We start from the raw sequence: 23,734 nt of genomic DNA on the forward strand, positions 1-23,734 counted from the left end.
CCAATGGGCGTCTTCCGGCCGATGTCCGCCGAGGGGGCAGGTGTTCGCCGGTTCACGGGACACAAGACACAGGACACGGGACACGGATGGTCACAGGACGTGGGACAGGAAGGCCCTGGTGCGCTCGTTGCGGGGAGAGCCCAGCACCTCGGACGGTGTACCGATTTCGAGGATTCTGCCGCCGTCGAGGAAGGCCACCCGATCCGCCACCTCACGGGCGAAGCCGATCTCGTGGGTGACCACGATCATGGTGAGCCCGGTGTCCGCCAGGTCCTTCATGACGGTGAGGACTTCACCGACGAGTTCGGGGTCCAGGGCGGAGGTGGGCTCGTCGAACAGCATCAGCCGGGGTTCCATGGCCAGCGCCCGCGCTATGGCCACCCGCTGCTGCTGTCCGCCGGAGAGCTGACGCGGGTAGGCGTCACTCTTGTCCGCGAGGCCCACCCGCTCCAGCAGCCGGATCCCCTGCTCGCGCGCGGCTTTCGGCTTCTCGCCCTTGACCCGCACGGGCCCCTCGATGACGTTCTGGAGCGCGGTGCGGTGCGGGAACAGATTGAAGCGCTGGAAGACCATGCCCATGGACAGCCGCTGGCGCACGATCTCCCGCTGGGTCCTCTCGACCAGGTGCCCCTTCCGGCGGCGGTAGCCGATCGTCTCGTCGCCCAGCCAGATCTGCCCCGCGTCAATGGTCTCCAAGTGGTTGATGCAGCGCAGGAATGTGCTCTTGCCGGACCCCGAGGGGCCCAGCAGGCACAGCACCTCGCCTGCCGGGACTTCCAGATCGATGCCCTGGAGCACGTGGTTCTCACCGAACCGCTTCTGGACGCCTTCGGCACGGAGCAGCGGGACGTCGGCCGGCCCGGAGGGGTGGTGGTTCATCGGAGCACCGGCTTTCCGCGGGTGGCAGCGAGCAGGCGCCGCAGGGGGCTGGGAGGGACGGGCCGGGCGGAGCCCCTGGCGAAGTACCGCTCCAGATAGAACTGCGCGATGCTCAGCACGGAGACGGCCAGCAGATACCAGACGGCACAGACGATCAGCAGTTCCATGATCCGGTTGTTGACGAAGTACAGATGCTGGGCCTGCAGCAGGATCTCCGTCACCCCGACCGCCGATGCGAGCGAGGTGGTCTTGAGCATCCCGATCGTCTCGTTGCCGATGGGCGGAATGATCACTTTCATCGCCTGCGGAAGCACCACCCGGCGCATCGCCTTGGCCGTGCTCATCCCGATCGTGTACGCGGCTTCGAGCTGTCCTTCGTCCACCGACAGAATCCCGGCGCGGACGACTTCCGAGGTGTACGCGCCCTGGTTGATGCCCAGGCCGAGCGCGGCCGCCACGAACGGCGTCATCAGGTCGACGGTCCGCGCCGTGTAAACGCCGGGCACCGAAACCAGCGGGAAGATCAGCGCCAGGTTGAACCACAGGAGAAGCTGCAGATACACCGGGGTCCCGCGGAACACCCAGACGTAGAACCAGGCGACACCGCTCGTCACCGGATTCTTCGAGAGGCGCATGACGGCGACGAGCAGGCCCAGCGCGATACCGAGCACCATGGAGACGACTGTCAGGACCAGGGTCGTCACGAGGCCCGTCATCAGCTCGGTGGCCCCGAGATAGTGGCGGACGACGCCCCAGTCGATCTGGGCTCCGGCAAAGGCACGGACGAAGAACACCGCGACCAGGAAGACCGCGGCCGCGCCGGCCCAGCGGCCGGGGTGACGGCGCCTGCGGGTGAGCAGATCCTGGTCGGGGGCGGGGCCCGGCGAAGGGCGTGCCCGGCCGGCCGTGAGCGCTGGCTCAGTCATGTCGTTCCTCTCGGGGTCTGAATACCGTCGCGGTGGTGGCGTACGGCCCGGTCCGGCCGTCGCATGCGGAAACCGGGGCGGAGGCGGGGCGGACCGGGGGTCTTGGAGTTCAGGTGCGCTGTGCGTCGGCGGGGAACGGAACCGGCGCGCTTCAGACGCGCGGGCCCCGGTAGTCGGCGGCCCACCGGCGGTGCGTCCCGACGTGTTCGGTCAGTTCACCGATCTGCGCGACCACTTGCGCCGGCGCGGTGCCGCCGGTCGCGGACCTCGCCGCGAGCGCGCTCTCCACGGTGAGTACGCGACGGACCTCAGGGGTGAGTCTCGGGTCTGTCTCGGCGAGCTCGGCATCGGTGAGCTCCGTCAGGTCGACGCCCGAGTCCTCGCACCTGCGGACGACGGCCCCGGTGATCTCGTGGGCCTCGTGGAACGGCACGCCGCGCAGCGCCAGCCAGTCCGCGATCTCGGTCGCCAGGGTGAACCCCGCGGTGGCCTGGACCCGCAGCTCCTCGGTGTTCACCCGGAGGGCTCCGATGAGACCGGCCATCGCGGGCAGCACGATGAGCAGTGTCTCCACGCTGTCGAACGCGGCGTGCTTGTCCTCCGCGAGATCGCGGTTGTAGGCGAAGGGCAGCCCCTTGAGAGCGCCCAGCAGGCCCATGAGATTGCCCGTCAGACGGCTGGCCTTGCCACGGGCGAGTTCGGCGATGTCCGGGTTCTTCTTCTGCGGCATGATCGAGGAGCCGGTGGCGAAGCGGTCGTCGAGTTCGACCCAGCGGAACTGCCGCGACGACCACAGGCACACCTCTTCGGCCAGCCGTGACACGTCCACCGCGAGCATCGAGGCCACGAACAGGAATTCCGCCACATGGTCCCGGCTGCCCACCGCGTCCAGCGAGTTGGCGCAGGGCCGGTCGTAACCGAGCTCGGCGGCGGACAGCTCCGGATGGCCCGCGATGGAGGATCCCGCGAGGGCCGCGGCGCCGAGCGGTGAGCGCGCCGTACGTACGTCCCAGTCACGCAGCCGGTCCATGTCCCGGTCGAGCGCGTGGGCGTGAGCGAGCAGCTGGTGTCCGAACACGACCGGCTGGGCGGGCTGGAGGTGGGTGAACCCCGGAGCCGCGGTGTGCGTGTGGTCGGCCGCCTGCGCGGTCAGCGCCTCGATCAGTTCGCAGGAGGCGTCGCTGATCCGGCGCGCCCGGTCGCGCAGGTAGAGCCGCAGGTCGTTGGCGCACTGGTCATTGCGGGAGCGACCGGCTCTCAGCTTTCCGCCGAGCGTCCCGAGCCGCTCCATCAGCACCCGCTCCAGGAAGGTGTGTACGTCCTCGTCGTCCGGTTCCGGAGTCACCGCACCGTCGCGGTAGTCCTGGTCCAGTACGTCGATCGCGTCGAGCACGACGGTCAGTTCGCCGTCGTCGAGGATGCCTGCCCTGACCAGTTCCCTGGCATGGGCGCGGGAGCCCGCGAGGTCATAGGGGGCCATGTCGAAGTAGCTCGGCTCGGAGCGGGAGAGCCGGGTGAGAGCAGATGACGGCGGTTCACGGAATCGGCCGCCCCACAGGCGGGTGGTCACAGTCACGTGGGTACGCTCCTCAGGGCCTCAGGCAGGGGCATGACAGCGGGCATGGCCCTGCCGGGATCGAGCGGGAATGGGATCCTCCGCGGCGCATGTCTCGCGCACCGGATTGTCCGACAACTTGTCATCGCAGCTCACGGGAAGTCAATAGATCGTCCGACAATCAGACAACCCGGCAGTAGAGTGGGCCCATGGAACCAATCCAGATCTCCCGCTCCAGCGTGGTGGACCGGGTCGCCGAGGCTCTGCGTCAGGAGATGTACAGCGGGCGGCTGCGCCCGGGAACGCCGTTGCGTGAGAGCAGCCTGGTGGAGAGCTTCAAGATCTCCCGCAGCACCGTGCGTGAGGCCCTGCAGATGCTGACGGTCGAGGGGCTCCTGGTGAAGGTGCCGAACAAGGGCGTCTCCGTCCGCCGGCTGACGCACACGGAGATCGACGACATCTTCCGGACCCGCCGCATCCTGGAGGTCGCCGGAGTCCGGGCGGTGGTGGACGCGGACCACGCCGAACTGGCCGCGCTGGCCGACGCCATGTCCGCCTACGAGGCCGCGGTGGCGGGCGGTGACCCCTCGACGATCAGTGAGGCGCATCTGCGGTACCACGTGTCGATCGTGGGACTGCTCGGCAGTTCGCGGCTGGCAGCGGTCGAGGAGTCGCTGATGGCCGAACTACGGCTCGCGCTCACCCTGGTGGACATGGACAGCGACGATCTGCCGGAGATGCTGCGCGAGCACAGCGAGATGATGTCCCTGATCCGGCAGTCCAGGGTCGAGGAGGCGGTGGTCCGGGTCGAACGCCATCTCTCCCATGCGAAAGCGTTCGTCATGCTGTCGGACTGAGTACGCCCCGGTGGGGCACCGGCCACGAGGAGCGACGGAAGCCCCCGCTCAGACGGAGTTGGAGGGCAGGACGTCAGGAGAGAGCGCCGCGGCCCTGACCGCTCCGCTCGTCATGCGCCGGCGGTGATGCTGTCGGCAGAGCACCTCGTAACCGACCTCCTCGGCCGAGCGGTCGACGTCACCCACGACGACCTGCTCGCCCTCCACGACCATCGCGCCGCCCACGGTGCGGGCATTGTGGGTGGCCCGCGCGCCGCACCAGCACAACGCCTCGACCTGCAGGGACTCGATGCGGTCCGCCAGTTCGATCAGCCGCTGCGAGCCGGGGAAGAGCTTGGTCCGGAAGTCGGTCGTGATGCCGAAGGCGAAGACGTCAAGGTTCAGGTCGTCCACGACGCGGGCCAGCTGGTCGATCTGATCGGGCGCCAGGAACTGCGCCTCGTCCACGATGACATGGTCGACCCTGCCGCCCTTCGACATCAGGCCCACCAGATAGGCGTAGAGGTCCATGCCGGGCGCCGCCTCGACAGCCTCCGTCACCAGACCGAGGCGGGAGGAGAGCCTGCCCTGGCCGGCCCGGTCGTCGCGAGTGAAGATCACGCCCTGCAGACCACGCGCCGAGCGGTTGTGTTCGATCTGGAGCGCCAGCGTGCTCTTTCCGCAGTCCATTGTTCCGGAGAAGAACACCAGTTCAGGCATGGGAAGTCGAGGGCCTTTCAGATCTGCGGAGGGGGACGGCGGTGAGCAGAGGCGCGAACGGGCGTGGTTACGACCGCACTTCGAGCAGCGGTACCAGCTGCTCCGCGGGGGTCATGGAGCCGTGCATGCCGACCATGGCCGACTCGTGCGGCTCGCGGCGGGACGCGGTGATCACCACATCGGCGTGGGCCGCGGCGACGACGTCGCCGATCCGCCCGTACACCCGCTCGTCGACCGCCGGGCCGAACCAGCCCGCCGCGATGGCCTCGTCGCGGCTCGCCACCCAGAACTGCTCGCCGAGCACCTCGCGCCAGACGGCCAGCACATCGCTCCGGGCGCCCGGGACGGCGTAGACGTGCCGGGCCCGGCCCTCGCCGCCCAGCAGGGCGACGCCCGCGCCCAGTTCCCAGTCCTCGTCGAAGTCGATGCGCGACTCCTCGTCGAACGGGATGTCGATCATGCCGTGGTCGGCGGTGACATACAGCGCCGACCGGGGCGGCAACTGCTCGGCGAGGCGCTGGACGAGCCGGTCGACGTACATCAGCTGGCCGCGCCAGGCGTCCGAGTCCATGCCGAACCGGTGGCCCTTGGAGTCCACCTCGCTGTAGTACGTGTAGATCAACGAACGGTCGGCGGCGCCCAGTTGTGCGGCGGCCAGGTCCATCCGGTCCTCGCCGGTGAGCCGGCCCCTGAAGGTGCCGCCGCTCAGCGCGATCTTGGTGAGCGGGGTGTTCTGGAAGTCCGGCGATGAGACCTGCGCGGTGTGCACGCCCGCCGCGTCGGCGAGCTGGAAGACCGTGGGGTACGGCTGCCAGACATGCGGGTCGGTCCACGGGCGCCAGCGCAGCTGGTTCATCAGCTCGCCGGTGTCCGGGTTGCGGGTGGTGTACCCGGTGAGGCCGTGTGCGCCGGGCGGCAGCCCGGTACCGACCGAGGCGAGCGAGGTCGCCGTGGTGGCGGGGAAGCCTGCGGTGAGCGGACGGCCGGTGCCGCCGCGCGAGGTCGGCAGCAGCGAGTGGAGGTACGGGGCCTCGTCGGGGTGCGCCCGGATCTGCTCCCAGCCGAGGCCGTCGACAAGGAAGACGCAGTTCCGGTCAGCGGGTGCCAGTTCCGGGATCGCGGAGATGAAGCCGGGAACTCCCAGTCCGGCGGCGAGCGTCGGCAGCAGGTCGGCGAGCGAACCCGAGCCGTACTCCGGCACCGGGGCGGTGGAGAGGGCGAGCGGAGCGGTGTCGTCCGCGTACGGCCAGTCGGGCAGAGCCATCAGCGGCCGGCCGCCGCGGTCGCCTCGGAGAGCGCCTGGGAGAAGGCGAGGGTCTGGCGGACCGTGTCCGGGCCGTCGCCGGCCTCGCTCACGCGCAGGCTCAGGTCGTCGGCGGTGGAGCTGCCCGTATACCCGTGGTCCGCCTCGCAGTTGGGGTCGCCGCAGGCGGCCGGCTCCAGGTCGAGCCGGGCGACCGCGCCCCAGCCGATGGTCAGGACGACCTCGCGGGGCAGGGTGCCGGGGACGTACTTCTCCGGGTTCGCCACGACCCGGCTGAGCACCACGGAGGAGATCCGGCCCAGCTTCACCGACTCGGTCGACGTGGTGGCGAACGGCGTCGGGGAGCTGCCGTCTGCGGCCTGCTCGTCGGTGTGGCTGACGATGAAGCGGTTGCCCGTCAGGACGAGGACCGTGACATGGCGGCGGACCTCGTTGGAATCGAACGTCGTCTCCTGATGCACCAGGTACGAAGAAACCGGCTCGCCGCCGACAGCGGCCTCCACCGCCTCGGCCACGAGGGCCGGGTAGTAGCCGCTGCGCTCGATCGCCGCGCGGAGCCCCTGGGTCGTTGTACCGGTCTTCGCCATGGGCTCCATCTTAGACCGATGGCGGTGGGGGGAGAGGCCCCCGGAGCAGGGCCTGCACGGGGCCTCTCCCCCGGCGGCATTCGGCGGCCGCTGCCCTCAGCGGCTTGCTCAGGGCAGCTTGCCCTCAGTAGCTGGGAAGGCGGCGCGGGCCGAGGTCGCCGAGTGCGTTCGCCGGCGCGAGCCGTACGGCGGCCCCGAGCACGGAGAGTCCGTTCTGCCCGACCACTACCGGTTCGAGAGCGACGGACACCACTTCGGGGTGGTCGTCCACCAGCCGTGACACACGCAGCAGCAGCTCTTCGAGGGCCGCGGTGTCGACGGGTGCCGAGCCGCGCCAGCCGAACAGGAGGGGTGCGGTCCTGATGCTCCTGATCAGTTCGGCCGCGTCCCGGTCGGTGGCTGGGACGAGACGGTGGGCGGTGTCGCCGAGCAGTTCGGACGGCGCCCCGGCCAGGCCGAAGGAGAGGACGGCTCCGGCGGCCGGGTCGATCGCGGACCGTACGACGGTGTCCACACCGCGCCCCACCATGGACTGCACCACGGGCCGGACCTCGGCCGGGCCGCCCAGGCCGGCGGAGAGTTCGGTGTAGGCGCGGCGCAGTCCCGCCTCGGTCGCGATGTCGAGCCGCACGCCGCCGAGATCGGGGCGGTGGCGCAGGTGGGGTGCCGTGGCCTTGAGCGCGACGGGATAGCCGAGGTGCTCCGCCGCCGCCACGGCGGTGTCCGCGTCCGGGGCGGGACGTGCCGGCAGCACGCGGATGCCGTAGAAGCCGAGGAGTTCGCAGGCGTCGTCCGGCGAGAGGGCCAGGCCGCGTGTGACGTCGACGCGGGCGGTGGCGAGCAGCGCGTCGATCCGGCCGGCGGCCGCGTTCTCGTCGATGTCCTCGTACTCGGGGACCCGGCCGGGCTCGGCGGCCTCGCGGCGCCACTGCGCGTACCGGACGGCCTGGGCGAGCGCGCGGACGGCCCGCTCGGCGGCCGGGTAGGCGGGGATGCCGCGGGTGCGGGCGGCGGGCGGCGCGGCGGGGGTGTCCGCCGGACGTGCCGAGGCGGCTGTATCCGCGGCGCCGGTGTCCGCTGTGTCTGCTTCCTCAGCCGCGTCGGCTGTCTCCGCTGTGTCCGCTGTGTCCGCTGAATTCGCGCCGGCCCGCTGGGCCTCTCCCCCGTCGCTGTCCGGGGTGGCCGTCCCGCGGCGGCCGCGCACCGTGCCGGTGGCCGCCGCCAGGGCCTCGGCGAGACCGCCGATCTCCAGATGCACCACGGCGACCGGCTTGGCGGGGGCGTCCGCGGCCGCTTCGCGCAGGGCGGCGGCCAGCACCTCGCCGTCACCCGACTCGGTCACTCCGTTCTCGCCCACCCAGGGGATCGCCGTGATCAGCACCGCGTCGCAGCCGTCGTCCGCCAGGGCCCGGCCGAGCGCGTCGCGGAAGTCCTGCGGGGTCGCGTCCGTCGTCAGGTCGACAGGCGGGAGCGGACGCAGGCGCTCGGTGAGACAGGCGTCGTACGTCAGCAGGCCGAGCGACTCGGAGTTGCCGAGGATCGCGACGCGCGGCCCTGCGGGCAGCGGCTGGTCCGCGAGCAGCAGACCCGCGTCGACGAGTTCGGTGACGGTGTCGACCCGGATCACACCCGCCTGGCGCAGCAGCGCGGAGACCGTGGCGTCGGGGACCCGGGTGACCGGGACCGCGTGACCGGGCGGGGCACTGCCGCTGTGCCGGGCGCCCTTGACGACCACGACCGGTTTGACCGCCGCGGTGCGCCGGGCGAGGCGGGTGAACTTCCGGGGATTGCCGATCGACTCCAGATAGAGCAGGGCGACATCGGTGTCCGGGTCGTCGTGCCAGTACTGGAGGAAGTCGTTGCCCGACAGATCGGCGCGGTTGCCCGCCGAGATGAAGGAGGACAGTCCGGCGCCGCGCCGGTGCAGCGTGGAGAGCAGCGCGATGCCGATGGCGCCGGACTGGGTGAAGAGTCCGATCCGGCCGCGCGCCGGTGACTCGGGGGCCAGCGAGGCGTTCAGCCTGACCGCTTCCGCGGTGTTGATGAGGCCGAATCCGTTCGGCCCGATGATGCGCATGCCGTACGAGCGGGCCCGGCGCAGCAGTTCGCGCTGGCGCAGCAGCCCTTCGGGCCCGCTCTCCGCGTAACCGGCGGAGATCACGACGAGCCCCTGCACCCCGCTCGCCCCGCAGTCGGCGACCACCTCGGGCACCTGTGCGGCCGGTACGGCGACGACCACCAGGTCGACCGCGTCCCCGGTGGCGGCGATGGACGCCACCGAGCGGTGGGCGGGGGCGCCGTCCACCTCGGCGAGGCCGTCGGGGAAGGCGCGGTTCACGGCGTAGGTGCGCCCGGTGAAGCCGGAGCCGTGCAGATTGCGCAGGACCGCGCGCCCGACCCCGCCGGGGGCGCGTCCCACTCCGACGACGGCGACGGAGCGGGGGGCGAGCAGCCGCTGCACCGACCGTGCCTCCGCTCGCTGTTCGCGGGCGCGCTGGACGGCGAGGGACGCCTCGGTGGGTTCCAGATCGAAGGTGAGGTGGACCGAGCCGTCCTCGAAACTGCGTTGCTGCTCGTACCCGGCGTCCGTGAAGACCTTGATCATCTTGTTGTTGGCGGGCAGCACTTCAGCGGTGAAGCGGCTGACCTCGCGCTCCCTGGCGACCGCCGCGATGTGTTCGAGCAGCGCGGAGGCCACACCGCGCCCCTGGTGCGCGTCCTGGACGAGGAAGGCGACCTCGGCCTCGTGCGCGCCGATCCGGTCGTAGCGGACGGTCGCAATGAACTCGCCGCCGACCATCGCCGCCAGACCCACCCGGTCGACGTAGTCGTGATGGGTGAAGCGGTGGACGTCCTTGGCGGAGAGCCGGGGGTACGGAGCGAAGAAGCGGTAGTACTTCGACTCGGGCGAGACCAGTTCGTAGAAGCTGACGAGCCGGTCGGCGTCCTCGGCGGTGATCGGCCGGATCCGCGCGGTACCGCCGTCGCGCAGCACCACATCCGCTTCCCAGTGGGCCGGGTACTCCTGGTGCGGGTTCTCCTCCAGCGGGGGCTGCATGCTGAAAGCGTACGGGTCGCGGCGGTACGGGGAGCGGTGCAGTCTGGGATCCGGCAGAGCCGTCCCGCGCCCCATCCATCCCACACCGCACCGTGCAAGAATGGTCTAGACAACAGTCGCAGAACTCGAAGGGCAACACCATGGCTGAGCGTCGCGTCAAGGTCGGCTGGACCGAGGGCCTGCACGCCCGGCCGGCGTCCATCTTCGTCCGCGCCACCACCGCTTCCGGCGTCCCGGTGAAGATCGCGAAGAACGGCACCGACCCGGTCAACGCGGCGTCGATGCTCGCCGTTCTCGGCCTGGGCGTGGAGGGCGGCGAGGAGATCGTGCTCACCTCGGACGTGGACGGCGCCGACGCCGCTCTGGACCGGCTGGCCAAGCTGGTCGCCGACGGGCTGGACGAACTCCCCGAGACCGTCTGAGCGAGCGTCCGAACGGGCACCCGGCCCGGGCGACGGGAAGCACGTTCCCGCCGCCGGGATTTCAGCATGCCGGGCCGTGCGACTGCACGGGAACGGCTCAGACGACGATGACCCGGCGCCCGCGCGTGTGACCGGCCCGGCTGTCGATGTGCGCCGCCGCGGCCTCGGCGAGCGTGTACGACTTCTCGACCGGGATGTGCAGCTTTCCCCGCGAGATGAGGCCGGCGGCCTCGGCCAGCGCGTCCGGCACGCTCCCGGCCACGCCGGAGAACCGGACACCGAGCGCGGGCGCACCGAGATCGGCGATGGAGATCACCTTCTGCGGATCCCCGGTCAGCTCGACCAGCTCGCGGATCACCCCCGCACCGGCCAGATCGAGAGCCGCGTCGACCCGGCCGAGCTGCCGCACCCGCTCGGCCCAGCCCTCGCCGTACGTCGTGGCGACGGCACCCAGACTCCGCAGATAGTCCTGGTTCGCGGCCCCGGCCGTGCCGATCACCGTGATGCCGCGGTCGCGGGCGATCTGCAGCACCGCCGAACCGACTCCCCCGGACGCACCGCTGACCAGCAGCGTCTGCCCGGGCCGCACGCCGGTCTCACGGATGATGCGCAGCGCGGTCTCCACCACTGAGGGGTACCCGGCCGCCTCTTCGAACGTCAGCCCGTCGGGCATCGGGGCCCAGGCCGACAGCACGGCGAACTCGGCGTAGGTGCTTGCCCCTTCGCCGAACACGTGGTCGCCGGCCTCGACCCCTTCCACGCCCTCGCCGACCTCGTCCACCACCCCGGCGGCGTCCAGCCCGACCCCGGAGGGCAACTCGGTCGGATGGGCGCCCAGGATCTGGCCTTCACGGACCCGCCAGTCGACGGGATTGACGCCCGCCGCCCGCACGGCGATGCGTATCCGGCCGGGGCCCGCGTGGGGCTCCTCGGCGTCGATGAGTCGCAGGACTTCCGGGCCGCCGAACTCGGCGAAGCTCACTTTCTTCATGTCGCCGAACGTAACACTAACGGTTAGGGTTTAACAACTGTTCCGGATTTGTACCTGATAGCATCAGGGCATGACCGTGCCGCCGGGACGCCGTGAGCGCAAGAAGGCCGCGACCCGCCAGAAGATCGCTGACACCGCCCTGCGGCTCTTCCTGGACCGCGGGTACGACGCGGTGGGCATCCGCGACGTGGCCGCCGAGGCCGACGTGGCTGTCACCACGCTCTTCTCCCACTTCGCCTCGAAAGAGGCCCTGGTGTTCGAGCGGGACGACGACTTCGAGCAGCGCCTCACGCAGGCGGTCACGGACCGGGCGCCGCACGAGCCGCTCATCCCCGCGCTGCGCCGAGAGGTCCAGGCTCTGGTGCGGCATTGCACGGCGGACAGCGCCGCCCCGGTCTGGCACCTGATCGACGGATCACCGGCCCTGCGGGAGTACGAGGAGTCGATGAGGCTGCGTCACGCGGAGTCGCTGGCAACGGCCATCGCCGCTGATCCCGGCCTGTCACAGACCACAACGGCCTGCCGGACGATCGCGAGGTTCGTGATCGACGCCTACTCGCTGGCCCGCGAGGCGGCCGATCCGCAGGCAGCGGTGGACGAGATCTTCCGGATGATCGAGGCGGCCTGGGAGGTCACCTGACCGTCCCACTCTTTCCGGAACCGGGCGCCCGGCACCGGACATCCCGCGACGGGACATCGCATCCGGGCATCAGGCCGGGACATCGCACACCGGGACATCGGAAAAGCCGAACATAAACAGACAGCACGGGACTGAGCGGCGAATACGGCAGAGAGAAAAGCCGGAATTCCCCTTCCCTGTATACGGCAGTACTGTTAATCGGTGATGCTCGCAATGTTTACAGCATGTTGCGAATCCCTCACGCGTCCCTGCTGCCGCAGCCGGTGCGCCGCCGTTGCGCGCTCGGCGTGCACCGCGGTCAGAGCACGGGCCCGCTCCGCGTCGCCGCGCGCCACCGCGTCCACGATCGAGCCGTGCTCGGCCCAGGACACGACAGGGAGGGCCGGCTGGCCGACCGCGTACATCCAGCTGATCTTCTGCCGCAGCTGACCGAGCAGCGTGGTCAGCGCCGAGCTGCCCGATGCCTGCGCCAGCGTCTCGTGGAACCAGCCGCCGAGCGACCGCAGATCCTCGCCCTGGCCGTGCCCGGCCCGCTCCTGACCGAGCCTGACCAGGCCGCGGAGCACCTTCAGATGGGCCTCGGTCCGCCGCTGGGCAGCGCGCGCCGCGCCCATCGGCTCCAGCAGCATCCGTATCTCCAGCAGGTCGGCCGCCTCCTGCTCGGTCGGTTCGGCGACACAGGCGCCCGCATGGCGGCGGGTGACCACGAACCCCTCGGACTCCAGGGTCCGCAGGGCCTCACGGACAGGGACACGGGAGACGCCGTAGCGGCGCGCGAGCACCTCCTCCGTCAGCCGGCCACCCCGCTCGTACACCCCCGAGATGATGTCGTCACGGATTGCCGTGCATACCGAATGTGCGGGAACGCGCATGACCGAACCTCCGCATCGACGCCCGCATTTCGCGGTCCGTACGCACCTGTGCGGCGACTCTATGACAGGGCAGGTTAATTCCCGAAGGCCCCCGGTAAATCATGGATATCTTTTGGCCAGGCAAAAACCGGACGTACGAAGACCGGGCGCGGGGAAGATATCCGTGCGAATGCGAACACCGGAACGCGTGTGGCCGCGGCGCTTGGACGACAGGGCCGGGAGCGCCGGGGCCACACGGGCGGGACAGCCGGGGTCAGACGTTGACGCCGTGTGAGCGCAGGTAGGCGACGGGGTCGATGTCCGAGCCGTAGTCCGGTCCCGTGCGGGCCTCGAAGTGGAGGTGCGGGCCGGTGGTGTTGCCGGTGGCGCCGGAGAGTGCGATCTGCTCGTCCGATGTGACGGACTGGCCGACCGAGACGCCGATGGACGAGAGATGGCCGTACTGCGTGTACGTGCCGTCGTGCATCCGGATGACGATGTTGTTGCCGTACGCACCGCCCCAGCCGGCCTCCACGACCGTGCCCGCGCCGACGGCGTGGACCGGGGTGCCGCTCGCGGCGTGGAAGTCGATGCCGGTGTGGCTGCCGGACGACCAGAGGCTGCCGCCGGTCTTGTAGCCGGTGGAGACATAGGAGTTGGCGACCGGGACCACATAGGCGTTGAGGCGCTTGCGGGCAGCGGCCCGGGCCGCGCGCTGCTTGGCCGCCTTCGCCTCGCGCTCCCGCTCGGCCTTCGCCTTCGCGGCTGCGGCCCTGGCCTTGGCGGCGGCCTTGGCCTTCGCCACGGCCTCGGCGTGGTCGGCCTCGTGCTGCTGTGCGGTGACCTGGGCGGCTATCCGGTCTGCCACGGTGTCACCGACGAGGATGGTCCGGTCGAGACGGGCTTCCTGCGCGGTGGAGACCTGTGCGCTGTCGGCCATCGCCGGGGAGGCGAGGGTGCCGAGAACACCGGCCGTGGCGAGGGTGGCGACTCCGGCGACGCCCGCGGTCCTGCGGGTCAGGTGCTTCGGGGCACGGTGCTTGCCGGTAGGGCGGCTGAACGCCATGAAGAGGCTGGTCCTTTCCTTCCCTCTCGCCTACCGGGTTAGCTGACGGGTTCGGAGCAGGAAGGTCTCCTACGGGCCCGCCCCTGCGGAGCGGCCCCGATTCACCCCAGGGACTGAGTGGGTCCCCGGCTCCCCGGGCTCGCGCCTGACGGGGACTCGGCGATCGCTGCCCGGCGCCGCGGTTGCGGCTTACGTCCGACGGACAGCGAGTGCGACGGTAAGTGGTGCGTCCCGGTTGCGCCAAACAGACAGCGGGTTTTGTCGCACATCCCACAGGCACACGTACGGGCACACCTCCCGGAGGCCGCGCACAGCCCCGGCACGCAGCCGGGGTCCCGGCGGGCGCACTGCCCACCGGGACCCCGCAGATCCGCCCCGGCCGCCCGGCGCACCGGGTCAGCCGGAACTCAGCTCGCGACCACGGTCACTTCGCCGATGCCCAGCGCCCTGACCGGCTCCGCGATCTGCGCGGCATCCCCCACCAGGACCGTCACCAGCCGGTCGTCGGGGAACGCGGAGACCACGGCGGCGGTCGCCTCGACCGTGCCGGTCGCGGCGAGGCGCGCGTACAGCTGTGCCTGGAAGTCGTCCGGCAGGTGCTGCTCCACCTGGTCGGCGAGCGTGGCCGCGACCGCGGCGGCCGTCTCGTACTTCAGCGGTGCGACGCCCACCAGGTTCTGTACCGCGATGTCCCGCTCGGTGTCGGTCAGTCCGTCGGCGGCCAGCGTCCTGAGGACCTTCCAGAGGTCGTCGAGCGCGGGTCCTGTCGACTCGGTGTCCACCGAACCGCTGATGGCGAGCATGGCGGCGCCGGTGCCGTCGGGGGCGGAGCGGAGGACCTGGCTGAAGGCCCGCACGCCGTAGGTGTAGCCCTTCTCCTCGCGCAGGACGCGGTCCAGACGGGAGGTGAGCGTGCCGCCCAGGCAGTACGTGCCGAGGACCTGGGCGGGCCAGACACGGTCGTGCCGGTCGGCGCCGATCCGGCCGATCAGCAGCTGGGTCTGGACCGCTCCGGGGCGGTCCACGACGATGACGCGGCCGGTGTCGTCCGCGGTGATCGGGGGCACCGGCCGGGGCGTGCCCGCGTTGCCCTTCCACTCGCCGAGGCTCTCGGCGAGCACCGCGTCCAGGTCGGTCCCCGCCAGATCGCCGACGACCACGGCGGTGGCTGTCGCCGGCCGTACGTACGCGTCGTAGAAGGCGCGGACGGCGGCCGCGTCGATGCGCGCCACCGTCTCCTCGGTGCCCTGGCGCGGACGCGACATACGCGCGGTGGCCGGGAAGAGCTCCTTGGAGAGCTGCTTGGCCGCGCGGCGGGCCGGGTTGGCCAGCTCGTGCGGGATCTCGTCGAGCCGGTTGCCCACGATCCGCTCGACCTCACTCGGGGCGAAGGCGGGCGCCCGCAGCGCGTCGGCGAGCAGGCCGAGCGCCTTGGGCAGCCGGGAGACCGGCACTTCGAGGGAGACCCGGACCCCGGGGTGGTCGGCGTGCGCGTCGAGAGTGGCGCCACAGCGCTCCAGCTCGGCGGCGAACTCCTCGGCGCTGTGCTTGTCGGTGCCCTCGGAGAGGGCCCTCGCCATGATCGTGGCGATGCCGTCGAGCCCCTCGGGCTCGGCGTCCAGCGGGGCGTCGAGGCTGATCTCGACAGCGACGACCTGCTGTCCGGGACGGTCGCAGCGCAGCACCGTCAGGCCGTTGGGCAGGGTGGAGCGCTCGGGGGCCGGGAATGCCCAGGGCCTGGGGGCACCAGCCTGGGGCTGCGGGTGGAAGGCCATCATCACGGCCGCGGGGTCGGTCACTGGTCCGCCTCTGTGCTCTCGGTGGTCGCGGTGGCTGCGGTGGCCTCGTCGGACCCGCCGTCCGCACTGGTCTCTTCGGGCTCATCGGCGGTGACGGGCTCGTACACCAGCACAGCCCTGTTGTCGGGGCGCAGCCGGGCCTTGGCGACCTGCTGCACCTCGTCGGCCGTGATGTCGAGCACCCGGCCCACCGCGGTCAGCGCCAGCTGCGGGTCGCCGAACAGCACGGCGTACCTGCACAGTTCGTCGGCCCGGCCGGCGACCGTACCGAGCCGGTCGAGCCACTCGCGCTCCAGCTGGGCCTGCGCGCGCTCCATCTCCTCGGCCGTGGGGCCCTCGGCGGCGAAGCGGGCCAGCTCCTCGTCGACGGCCGCCTCGATCTGCGGGACCTCGACACCGCCCGATGTCTTGACGTCCAGCCAGCCGAGCGAGGGAGCGCCGGAGAGGCGCAGCATGCCGAAGCCGGCGGCGACCGCCGTACGGTCCCGGCGGACCAGCCTGTTGTGGAGCAGCGACGACTCGCCGCCTCCCAGGATGGTCAGCGCGATGTCCGCCGCGTCGCACGCGCGGGTGCCGTCCTCGGGGAGCCGGTAGGCGGCCATCAGGGCACGCGAGGGCACTTCCTCGTACAGCTCCTCGCGCACCTCACCGCCGAGGGTGTCGGGCAGCGAGCCGTCCCGCGGCGGCTGCTTGCCGTCGTGGGAGGGGATGGTGCCGAAGTACTTCTCGACCCAGGCGAGCGTCTGCTCCGGGTCGATGTCGCCGACGACCGACAGGACGGCATTGTTGGGCGCGTAGTTCGTACGGAAGAACGCGCGGGCGTCCTCCAGCGTCGCCGCGTCCAGGTCGGCCATGGAGCCGATCGGCGTGTGGTGGTACGGGTGGCCCTCGGGGTACGAGAGGGCGGTCAGCTTCTCGAACGCCGTGCCGTACGGCACGTTGTCGTAGCGCTGGCGCCGCTCGTTCTTGACGACGTCCCGCTGGTTCTCCATCGACTCCTCGTCGAGCGCGGCGAGGAGGGAGCCCATCCGGTCGGCTTCGAGCCAGAGCGCCAACTCCAGCTGGTGCGTGGGCATCGTCTCGAAGTAGTTGGTCCGCTCGAAGCTGGTGGTGCCGTTGAGCGAGCCCCCGGCCCCCTGTACCAGCTCGAAGTGGCCGTTCCCCTCGACCTGTCCGGAGCCCTGGAACATCAGGTGCTCGAAGAGGTGGGCGAGTCCGGTACGCCCCTTGACCTCGTGGCGTGAACCGACGTCGTACCAGAGGCAGACCGCGGCGACCGGGGTCAGGTGGTCCTCGGAGAGCACCACCCGCAGGCCGTTGGCCAGCCGGTGCTCGGTCGCTGTCAGGCCGCCGGAACCGGCCTCGGCTGTGGCCGTGTGACCCATGGGCATGTACGTCCCTTCGATCGCGTGTGTTGACCGCGTTGAAATGCAGTCCTGCCACTGTATGCAAGCCCGCCGACAGCCGGGAGCCATCCCGGTGTGCACGGGTCGCGGTCGGTGTTGTCAGTGGGACAGTCCACAATGGTCGGCGTCAGTACCGGACCAGGCACGTGAAGGAGCCGCAGCAGCGATGGCCCGCCGCAGCACGAAGACCCCGCCGCCGGAGGACTTCGAGGAGAAGATTCTCGACATCGACGTGGTCGATGAAATGCAGGGCTCCTTCCTGGAGTACGCGTACTCGGTGATCTACTCACGGGCTCTGCCGGACGCCCGTGACGGTATGAAGCCCGTACACCGGCGCATTCTCTACCAGATGAACGAGATGGGGCTGCGGCCCGACCGCAGCTATGTGAAGTGCGCCCGGGTCGTCGGCGAGGTCATGGGCAAGCTGCACCCGCACGGCGACGCGTCGATCTACGACGCCCTGGTGCGGCTCTCGCAGCCCTTCTCCATGCGGCTCCCGCTGGTCGACGGGCACGGCAACTTCGGCTCGCTCGGCAATGACGACCCGCCGGCCGCGATGCGGTACACCGAGTGCCGGATGGCTGACGCCACATCGCTGATGACCGAGTCGATCGACGAGAGCACCGTCGACTTCGAGCCCAACTACGACGGCCAGGAGCGCGAGCCCGCGGTGCTCCCGGCCGCCTATCCGAACCTGCTGGTCAACGGCTCGTCCGGGATCGCGGTCGGGATGGCGACCAATATGCCGCCGCACAATCTGGGCGAGATCATCGCGGCGGCCCGCCATCTGATCAAGCACCCGGGCGCCGACCTCGACACCCTGATGCGCTTCGTGCCCGGGCCCGACCTGCCGACCGGCGGCCGGATCGTGGGCCTCGACGGGATCAGGGACGCCTACGAGCGCGGGCGCGGCACCTTCAAGATCCGCGCGACGGCCACCGTGGAGGACGTCACACCGCGCCGCAAGGGCATCGTCGTGACCGAACTGCCCTTCGCGGTCGGGCCGGAGAAGGTCCGTGCCAAGATCAAGGACCTGGTGGCGTCGAAGAAGCTCCAGGGCATCGCCGATCTGAAGGACCTCACCGACCGGGCGCACGGACTGCGGCTGGTCATCGAGATCAAGAACGGCTTCGTGCCCGAGGCCGTCCTGGAACAGCTCTACAAGCTCACCCCGATGGAGGAGTCCTTCGGGATCAACAACGTGGCGCTGGTCGACGGACAGCCGCTGACGCTGGGCCTCAAGGAGCTCCTGGAGGTCTATCTCGACCACCGCTTCACGGTCGTCAGACGGCGCAGCGAGTTCCGCAGGACCAAGCGGCAGGACCGGCTGCACCTGGTCCTCGGACTGCTCGTGGCGCTGCTCGACATCGACGAGGTCATCCGCCTCATCCGGTCGAGCGACAACTCGGCGCAGGCCAAGGAGCGGCTGATCTCGCACTTCTCGCTGAGTGAGATCCAGACGCAGTACATCCTGGACACTCCGCTGCGCCGGCTCACCAAGTTCGACCGGATCGAGCTGGAGAGCGAGCGCGACCGGCTGAACGAGGAGATCGGGGAGCTGACCCGGATCCTGGAGTCCGACGCGGAGCTGCGCAAGCTGGTCTCGGGTGAACTGGCCGCGGTGGCGAAGAAGTTCTCCACCGACCGCCGCACGGTGCTGCTGGAGTCGGCGGGTACCCCGGTCGCCGCGGCCTCGCTGGAGGTCGCCGACGACCCGTGCCGGGTGCTGCTGTCGTCCACGGGGCTCCTGGCGCGTACGGCCACCGCCGACGCGCTCAGCACGGAGGGGCAGAAGCGCACCAAGCACGATGTGGTGGTCTCGGCCGTACCGGCGACCGCGCGGGGCGACATCGGTGTGGTGACGTCGGCCGGACGGCTGCTGCGGCTGGCCGTGATCGACCTGCCGCAACTGCCGGATACCGCGGCCGCGCCCAGCCTCGCGGGCGGCGCGCAGATCGCGGAGTTCGTCTCGCTCGCCGACGGTGAAGAGGTCGTCTGCCTCACCACGGTCGACGAGTCCTCACCCGGTCTCGCGATCGGCACCGAACAGGGCATCGTCAAGCGGGTGGTGCCCGACTACCCGGCCCACAAGGACGAGTTGGAGGTCATCGGCCTCCGGGACGGTGACCGGATCGTCGGCGCGGCCGAGCTGCGCACCGGCGATGAGGATCTGGTCTTCATCACGGACGACGCACAGTTGCTGCGCTATCCGGCCGGTCAGGTCAGGCCGCAGGGCCGCCCTGCGGGCGGTATGGCAGGCATCAAGCTGGCCGACGGGGCCAAGGTGATCTCGTTCACCGCGGTGGATCCGGCGGCCGGCGCTGTGGTCTTCACGGTCGCGGGCTCGCACGGCACGCTGGACGACTCGGTGCGTACGGCGAAGCTGACCCCGTTCGACCAGTACCCGCGCAAGGGCCGGGCGACCGGCGGGGTGCGCTGCCAGCGCTTCCTGAAGGGCGAGGACCTGCTGGTGCTCGCCTGGGCGGGAGAGACCCCGGTGCGGGCCGCCGCCGCGAACGGCGCCCCGGCCGAACTGCCGGAACCGGACCCGCGCCGCGACGGCTCGGGCCTGCCGCTCACCTCGGCGGTGGCGAAGCTCGCGGGCCCGGTGTAGCCCAGAGCTGCGAACGCCGGGCCGGCGGCTCAGCCGGCCCGGCGAACACCGGCCCGGCGCCCGACCGCTCTCCACCAGGCGGTCCGAGCTCAATCGGGCGGCGGCGGCCCGGTGTTCAGTACGGCAGCCCGGCCTCTTCGGTCCCGTCCGGTTCCCCGGGCCCTTCGGAGAGGCCGGGCACATACCGCAGGACGCCCCACATGGATTCGGCCGGGACGTCCTGCGGTGCGTACTCCCGGCAGCCGTCGAGCCGGTCGCGTACCGCCTCGGTGTCGATGCCGGAGCCGATGAGGACCAGCTCGGTGAGGGTCTCCTCGCCCTCCACCCGGGGCGAGGGGTAGAAGCGCAGGAAGTTACCCACCGCGTGCAGGGTGTACTTCTCCGGGTGACCGGGGACTCCGAAGTGGACGAACCCCTTGATGCGGTAGAGGCCGTCGGGCCGTGCGTCCAGGAACTCCATGAGCCGCCGCGGGTTCATCGGCTCGGCCGAGACGAACCCGACGCTCTCGTAGAGCGCGTGCAGATGGCCGTTGTGATCACGGGCACCGTGATCACGACTGCTGTGATCGTGGCCGCTGTGATCGCCGGCGTCCGTGCAACTGCCCGCTTCCGTCGGCGCGGTGTCCGTCCCGGCCGGCTTCCCGTCGTGGCGCAGGTCGTCGTCACGTACGTCGTCGCGCAGGTCGTCATCGTGCAGGTCGTCGTCGCGCAGGTCGTCGAAGGAGAGCTGCCCGACGCGCTCACCGGCCGGTCTGCGGTCGATGAGCAGCCCGGGGTCGATCTGCCCGTACGCGGCGCTGACCACCGGAACCCCGACGGCGTGCTCGCCGACCGCGGCACGGATACGCGCGCGGCCGGCCTCGTCCACCCGGTCGGCCTTGTTGAGGACGACCAGATCGGCGAGGGTCAGATGGCGGTCGGTCTCCGGGTGGCGGCTGCGGGTCGCGTCGAACTCGGCGGCATCGACGACCTGGACGAGCCCCCCGTACACGATGTCCGGATTGCCGCTCGCCAGGATCATCCTGATGAGCTCCTGCGGCTCCGCGAGTCCGCTCGCCTCGATGACGATGACGTCGATCCGCAGGTCGGGTCGGGAGAGCCGGCCCAGATACTCGTCGAGTTCGCTGGTGTCGACGGCGCAGCACAGACAGCCGTCGCCGAGCGAGACCATCGAGTCGACCTGCCCGGCGACGGTCATCGCATCGATCTCGATGGCGCCGAAGTCGTTGACGACGGCGCCGATCCGGGTGCCTCTGCTCTGCCGGAGCAGATGGTTGAGCAGGGTGGTCTTGCCGGATCCGAGGAATCCCGCGAGGACGACTACGGGCACGGGTTTCCTGGACATGGGCACCGATCCTAATCGAGCGGCGCACCGGCCGGACCGGGCAGGGACCGGCCCCCGCCGGCCCCTGCCGGACCCACCCCCGTCGGCACGCCCGCAGGCCGCACCCCGGCCCGCGTAGCGGGTCAGCCGATGGCCGGCACCGGCTGCGGCGGGGGCGGTCCCACATAGCGGGCCGCAGGGCGGATGATCTTGGAGTCCGCCGCCTGCTCCAGGATGTTGGCGCTCCAGCCGATCACTCGCGCCACACAGAAGGTCGGGGTGAACATCTCGCGCGGCAGCCCGCACTGCTCCATGACGACCCCGGCGTAGAACTCGACGTTGGTGTGCAGTTCACGGCCGGGTTTGAGTTCGGCGAGCAGCGCCTCTACCCGCTCCTCGACCTGGACGGCGAAGTCGACGAGCGGCCCGCCGAACCCCAGAGCGATCTCCCGCAGCATCCGCGAGCGCGGGTCCTCGGTGCGGTAGACGGGGTGCCCGAAGCCCATGATCCGGTCGCCCGCCAGCACGCGCTCCCGTATCCACGGGTCGATACGGTCCGGTGTGCCGATGTCGTCGAGGGTGTCGAGCGCCCGGCTCGGCGCTCCGCCGTGGAGCGGCCCGGAGAGGGCGCCGACCGCGCCGGTCAGGCAGGCCGCCACATCGGCGCCGGTGGATGCGATGACGCGGGCGGTGAAGGTGGAGGCGTTGAAGCCGTGGTCGACGGTGGAGACCAGATACTGCTCGACAGCGCGCGCCCGGTCCGGGTCCGGCTCCGAACCAGTGATCATGTAGAGGTAGTTGGCCGCTGCGGGCAGGTCGTCACGCGGCTCGACCGGCTCCAGGCCCTGGCCCGTCCGGTACAGCGCGGCCAGCAGCGTCGGTACGACCGCGCACGCGGTGAGGGTGTCGGCGATCCGGCGGTCCGTGCCGATGTCGTAGACCGGCCGGAATCCGGACTCGGCGCCGAGCAGGGAGAGCGCGGTCCGCAGCCCGGCGAGCGGGCCGGATCCGGCGCGGGCGATGGCAGGCAGTGCCTCCCGGACCCCGTCGGGAAGCCGGCGCAGTGCGGCGGTCCGGGCGGTGAAGGCCTCGCGCTGGGCGGTGTCGGGGAGTTCGCCGTGGACCATCAGGTACCAGACGTCCTCGAGGGTGCGGAGCCGGGCGAGGTCGACCGCCGAGTACTGCCGGTAGTGGTAGAAGCCCTCGCGGCCCCGCACATCGCCCAGTTCGGTGTCCGTGACGACTACGCCCGCGAGCCCTCGTGGGGCGGTGATGGTGGACATGGCTGTCTCCTTGGTCAAAGTGCGCCCCGATGGATGCGCCCCGGCAGGTGTGCCTTCTCGGGTGTGCCTTGTCAGGTGTGCTTCGTGACGCGTTCCCTCTTCATTGATTCGACTGTCCATGATTGACTCAATTCCTGTCAATGTTGATTGAATCAATATAGATACGGTGAACCACATGAGCGATCAACCAGCGGCAGCGGAATCCCGGCGGCTGACCACCAGGGAGGCAGCCGACCGGCTCGGGGTGAAACCGGAGACCGTGTACGCGTACGTCAGCCGTGGCCAGCTCGGCAGCCGCCGCGCACCGGGCGGCCGGGGCAGCACCTTCGACGCCGCCGAAGTCGAGGCGCTGGCCGCACGCGGCGCCCGGCGGGAACCCCAGCCCTCCGGCGCCGACCTCACCTTCCGTACCGGCGTGACGCTGATCGACCCGGACACCGACCGGTACTACTACCGGGGGGTCGACGCGACCGAACTCGCCGGGCGGTACGGCTACGAGGAGGTGGCCGAATGGCTGTGGAGCGGAACACTCCGCCCCGGGGTGCGGTTCACCGCTCCCCCTGAGGCGCTGGCGGCCGGGCGGCGCGCGGTCGGGGCGCTGCCCGCGCACAGCACGGCGATGGACCGGTTGCGGGCGGCGGCCGTCGCCGCGTCGGCGGCCGATCCGCTGCGGTTCGATCTCTCGACGGACGCCGTACTGGGAACGGCACGCGCCCTGATCCCCACGCTGGTGGGCTCACTGCCGGTGAAGGGCGCACCTGGCCAGAACAGCACAGCCGGGGAAGCCAGTACGGACACGGCAGACAGCAAAGACAGTGCAGACGGGGCGGACAGCGCGGGGCTGGCGCCCAGGCTCTGGCGCCGGCTCACCGCACAAGCGCCTGACGACGGCTCACTGGCCGTACTGGAGGCGGCCCTTGTGCTGCTCATCGACCACGACCTGGCGGCCTCCACGCTGGCGACGAGGGTCGCGGCATCCGCCCGCGCCCATCCGTATGCCGTCGTCTCCGCCGGGCTCGGCGCGCTGGAGGGCCCCCTGCACGGCGCGGCCAGCGGACTTGCCCACCGGATGCTGGCGGAGGTGCTGGAGCGGGGCGGGGCCGCCCCGGTCGTCGCCGACCACCTGCGGGCCGGGCGGCGGGTACCGGGGCTCGGGCACCGGCTGTACCGGGGCGAGGACCCCCGGGCCGCGGCGCTCTTCGCGCTGCTCGACAGGGTCCCGGCGGCCGGTCCCGCACTCGCCGCCGCCCGCGACGTAGTGACGACGACGGCCCGCCACACCGAGCTGCACGCCAACGTCGATCTGGCGCTCGCCGTGCTCTCGGTGTCCTCGGGGATGCGCGCCGAGGCAGGGGAAGCGGTGTTCGCCGTGGCCAGGACGGCGGGCTGGATCGCCCACGCCCTTGAGGAGTACACGGAACGGCCGCTTCGGCTGCGCCCGAGCGGCCAGTACAACGGCCCGCGCCCGCCGAAGGCCCTGCCCCTGCCGTGAGCCGCCCCGATGTAACGGTTG

At 71.0% G+C, this 23,734-nt stretch carries 19 protein-coding genes and 1 riboswitch; of the genes, 5 read left to right on the top strand and 14 right to left on the bottom strand.

The annotated features are described in order from the left end of the window. Window positions 1-90: 90 nt before the first annotated feature. From OG210_RS04160 to argH, 3 genes are all read right to left on the bottom strand, one after another. The gene (locus OG210_RS04160) at window positions 91-879 is read right to left on the bottom strand and encodes an amino acid ABC transporter ATP-binding protein (protein WP_328332321.1); all 789 of its coding nucleotides are present in this window, start codon (window positions 877-879) and stop codon (window positions 91-93) included. Beyond that, a complete protein-coding gene (locus OG210_RS04165) occupies window positions 876-1,805 on the bottom strand; it encodes an amino acid ABC transporter permease (RefSeq protein ID WP_328332320.1) in 930 nt (309 codons plus the stop codon). Before OG210_RS04165 ends, OG210_RS04160 begins: the two co-directional genes overlap by 4 nt. Before the next feature lie 151 nt (window positions 1,806-1,956). Continuing rightward, window positions 1,957-3,381 (bottom strand): argininosuccinate lyase, encoded by a 1,425-nt coding sequence (gene argH / locus OG210_RS04170; protein ID WP_328332319.1) that lies wholly within the window; start codon window positions 3,379-3,381, stop codon window positions 1,957-1,959. Window positions 3,382-3,569: 188 nt separating this feature from the next. On the opposite strand from argH, the gene OG210_RS04175 reads away from it, so the two are divergent. Continuing rightward, a complete protein-coding gene (locus OG210_RS04175) occupies window positions 3,570-4,217 on the top strand; it encodes a GntR family transcriptional regulator (protein ID WP_328332318.1) in 648 nt (215 codons plus the stop codon). A gap of 48 nt (window positions 4,218-4,265) precedes the next feature. Here the strand turns inward: OG210_RS04175 and OG210_RS04180 are convergent, their stop codons facing one another. From OG210_RS04180 to OG210_RS04195, 4 genes are all read right to left on the bottom strand, one after another. Further along, a complete protein-coding gene (locus OG210_RS04180; protein WP_328332317.1) occupies window positions 4,266-4,916 on the bottom strand; it encodes a thymidine kinase in 651 nt (216 codons plus the stop codon). Between the two features lie 67 nt (window positions 4,917-4,983). Beyond that, a complete protein-coding gene (locus tag OG210_RS04185) occupies window positions 4,984-6,180 on the bottom strand; it encodes an alkaline phosphatase family protein (RefSeq protein WP_328332316.1) in 1,197 nt (398 codons plus the stop codon). Continuing rightward, a complete protein-coding gene (locus tag OG210_RS04190) occupies window positions 6,180-6,767 on the bottom strand; it encodes a DUF5998 family protein (protein ID WP_164260094.1) in 588 nt (195 codons plus the stop codon). Before OG210_RS04190 ends, OG210_RS04185 begins: the two co-directional genes overlap by 1 nt. 124 nt (window positions 6,768-6,891) lie before the next feature. After that, complete coding sequence (locus tag OG210_RS04195) at window positions 6,892-9,825, bottom strand: GNAT family N-acetyltransferase (RefSeq protein WP_371535016.1); 2,934 nt, start codon at window positions 9,823-9,825, stop codon at window positions 6,892-6,894. 140 nt (window positions 9,826-9,965) lie between these two features. On the opposite strand from OG210_RS04195, the gene OG210_RS04200 reads away from it, so the two are divergent. Continuing rightward, window positions 9,966-10,247: an HPr family phosphocarrier protein gene (locus OG210_RS04200; protein WP_328332314.1), complete on the top strand. Its 282-nt coding sequence runs from the start codon at window positions 9,966-9,968 to the stop codon at window positions 10,245-10,247. A gap of 97 nt (window positions 10,248-10,344) precedes the next feature. Here OG210_RS04200 and OG210_RS04205 read toward each other — a convergent pair whose 3' ends face one another. After that, complete coding sequence (locus OG210_RS04205) at window positions 10,345-11,238, bottom strand: NADP-dependent oxidoreductase (protein ID WP_328332313.1); 894 nt, start codon at window positions 11,236-11,238, stop codon at window positions 10,345-10,347. 70 nt (window positions 11,239-11,308) lie between these two features. On the opposite strand from OG210_RS04205, the gene OG210_RS04210 reads away from it, so the two are divergent. Further along, window positions 11,309-11,878 (top strand): helix-turn-helix domain-containing protein, encoded by a 570-nt coding sequence (locus OG210_RS04210; protein ID WP_328332312.1) that lies wholly within the window; start codon window positions 11,309-11,311, stop codon window positions 11,876-11,878. 194 nt (window positions 11,879-12,072) lie between these two features. Here OG210_RS04210 and OG210_RS04215 read toward each other — a convergent pair whose 3' ends face one another. From OG210_RS04215 to OG210_RS04230, 4 genes are all read right to left on the bottom strand, one after another. Then, the gene (locus OG210_RS04215) at window positions 12,073-12,750 is read right to left on the bottom strand and encodes a GntR family transcriptional regulator (RefSeq protein ID WP_328332311.1); all 678 of its coding nucleotides are present in this window, start codon (window positions 12,748-12,750) and stop codon (window positions 12,073-12,075) included. 253 nt (window positions 12,751-13,003) lie between these two features. Further along, the gene (locus tag OG210_RS04220) at window positions 13,004-13,795 is read right to left on the bottom strand and encodes a M23 family metallopeptidase (protein WP_371535017.1); all 792 of its coding nucleotides are present in this window, start codon (window positions 13,793-13,795) and stop codon (window positions 13,004-13,006) included. Between the two features lie 12 nt (window positions 13,796-13,807). Beyond that, window positions 13,808-13,967, bottom strand: a riboswitch (cyclic di-AMP (ydaO/yuaA leader). 235 nt (window positions 13,968-14,202) lie between these two features. Then, a complete protein-coding gene (locus OG210_RS04225) occupies window positions 14,203-15,570 on the bottom strand; it encodes a pitrilysin family protein (protein WP_328335639.1) in 1,368 nt (455 codons plus the stop codon). A gap of 20 nt (window positions 15,571-15,590) precedes the next feature. Further along, window positions 15,591-16,985 (bottom strand): M16 family metallopeptidase, encoded by a 1,395-nt coding sequence (locus OG210_RS04230; RefSeq protein ID WP_371535018.1) that lies wholly within the window; start codon window positions 16,983-16,985, stop codon window positions 15,591-15,593. 181 nt (window positions 16,986-17,166) lie between these two features. Here OG210_RS04230 and OG210_RS04235 point away from each other — a divergent pair, with 181 nt between their 5' ends. Next, window positions 17,167-19,614: a DNA topoisomerase (ATP-hydrolyzing) subunit A gene (locus OG210_RS04235; protein ID WP_371535019.1), complete on the top strand. Its 2,448-nt coding sequence runs from the start codon at window positions 17,167-17,169 to the stop codon at window positions 19,612-19,614. A gap of 115 nt (window positions 19,615-19,729) precedes the next feature. Here OG210_RS04235 and OG210_RS04240 read toward each other — a convergent pair whose 3' ends face one another. After that, the gene (locus OG210_RS04240) at window positions 19,730-20,959 is read right to left on the bottom strand and encodes a GTP-binding protein (protein ID WP_371535020.1); all 1,230 of its coding nucleotides are present in this window, start codon (window positions 20,957-20,959) and stop codon (window positions 19,730-19,732) included. A 122-nt stretch (window positions 20,960-21,081) separates the two neighbouring features. After that, complete coding sequence (locus tag OG210_RS04245; RefSeq protein ID WP_371535021.1) at window positions 21,082-22,221, bottom strand: citrate synthase; 1,140 nt, start codon at window positions 22,219-22,221, stop codon at window positions 21,082-21,084. Window positions 22,222-22,396: 175 nt separating this feature from the next. Between OG210_RS04245 and OG210_RS04250 the strand changes: the two genes are divergently transcribed. Then, window positions 22,397-23,713, top strand: a complete 1,317-nt coding sequence (locus OG210_RS04250; protein WP_371535022.1) for a citrate/2-methylcitrate synthase — start codon at window positions 22,397-22,399, stop codon at window positions 23,711-23,713. Window positions 23,714-23,734: the final 21 nt, after the last annotated feature.

Source organism: Streptomyces sp. NBC_00466, assembly GCF_041433995.1.
GTDB lineage: Bacteria > Actinomycetota > Actinomycetes > Streptomycetales > Streptomycetaceae > Streptomyces.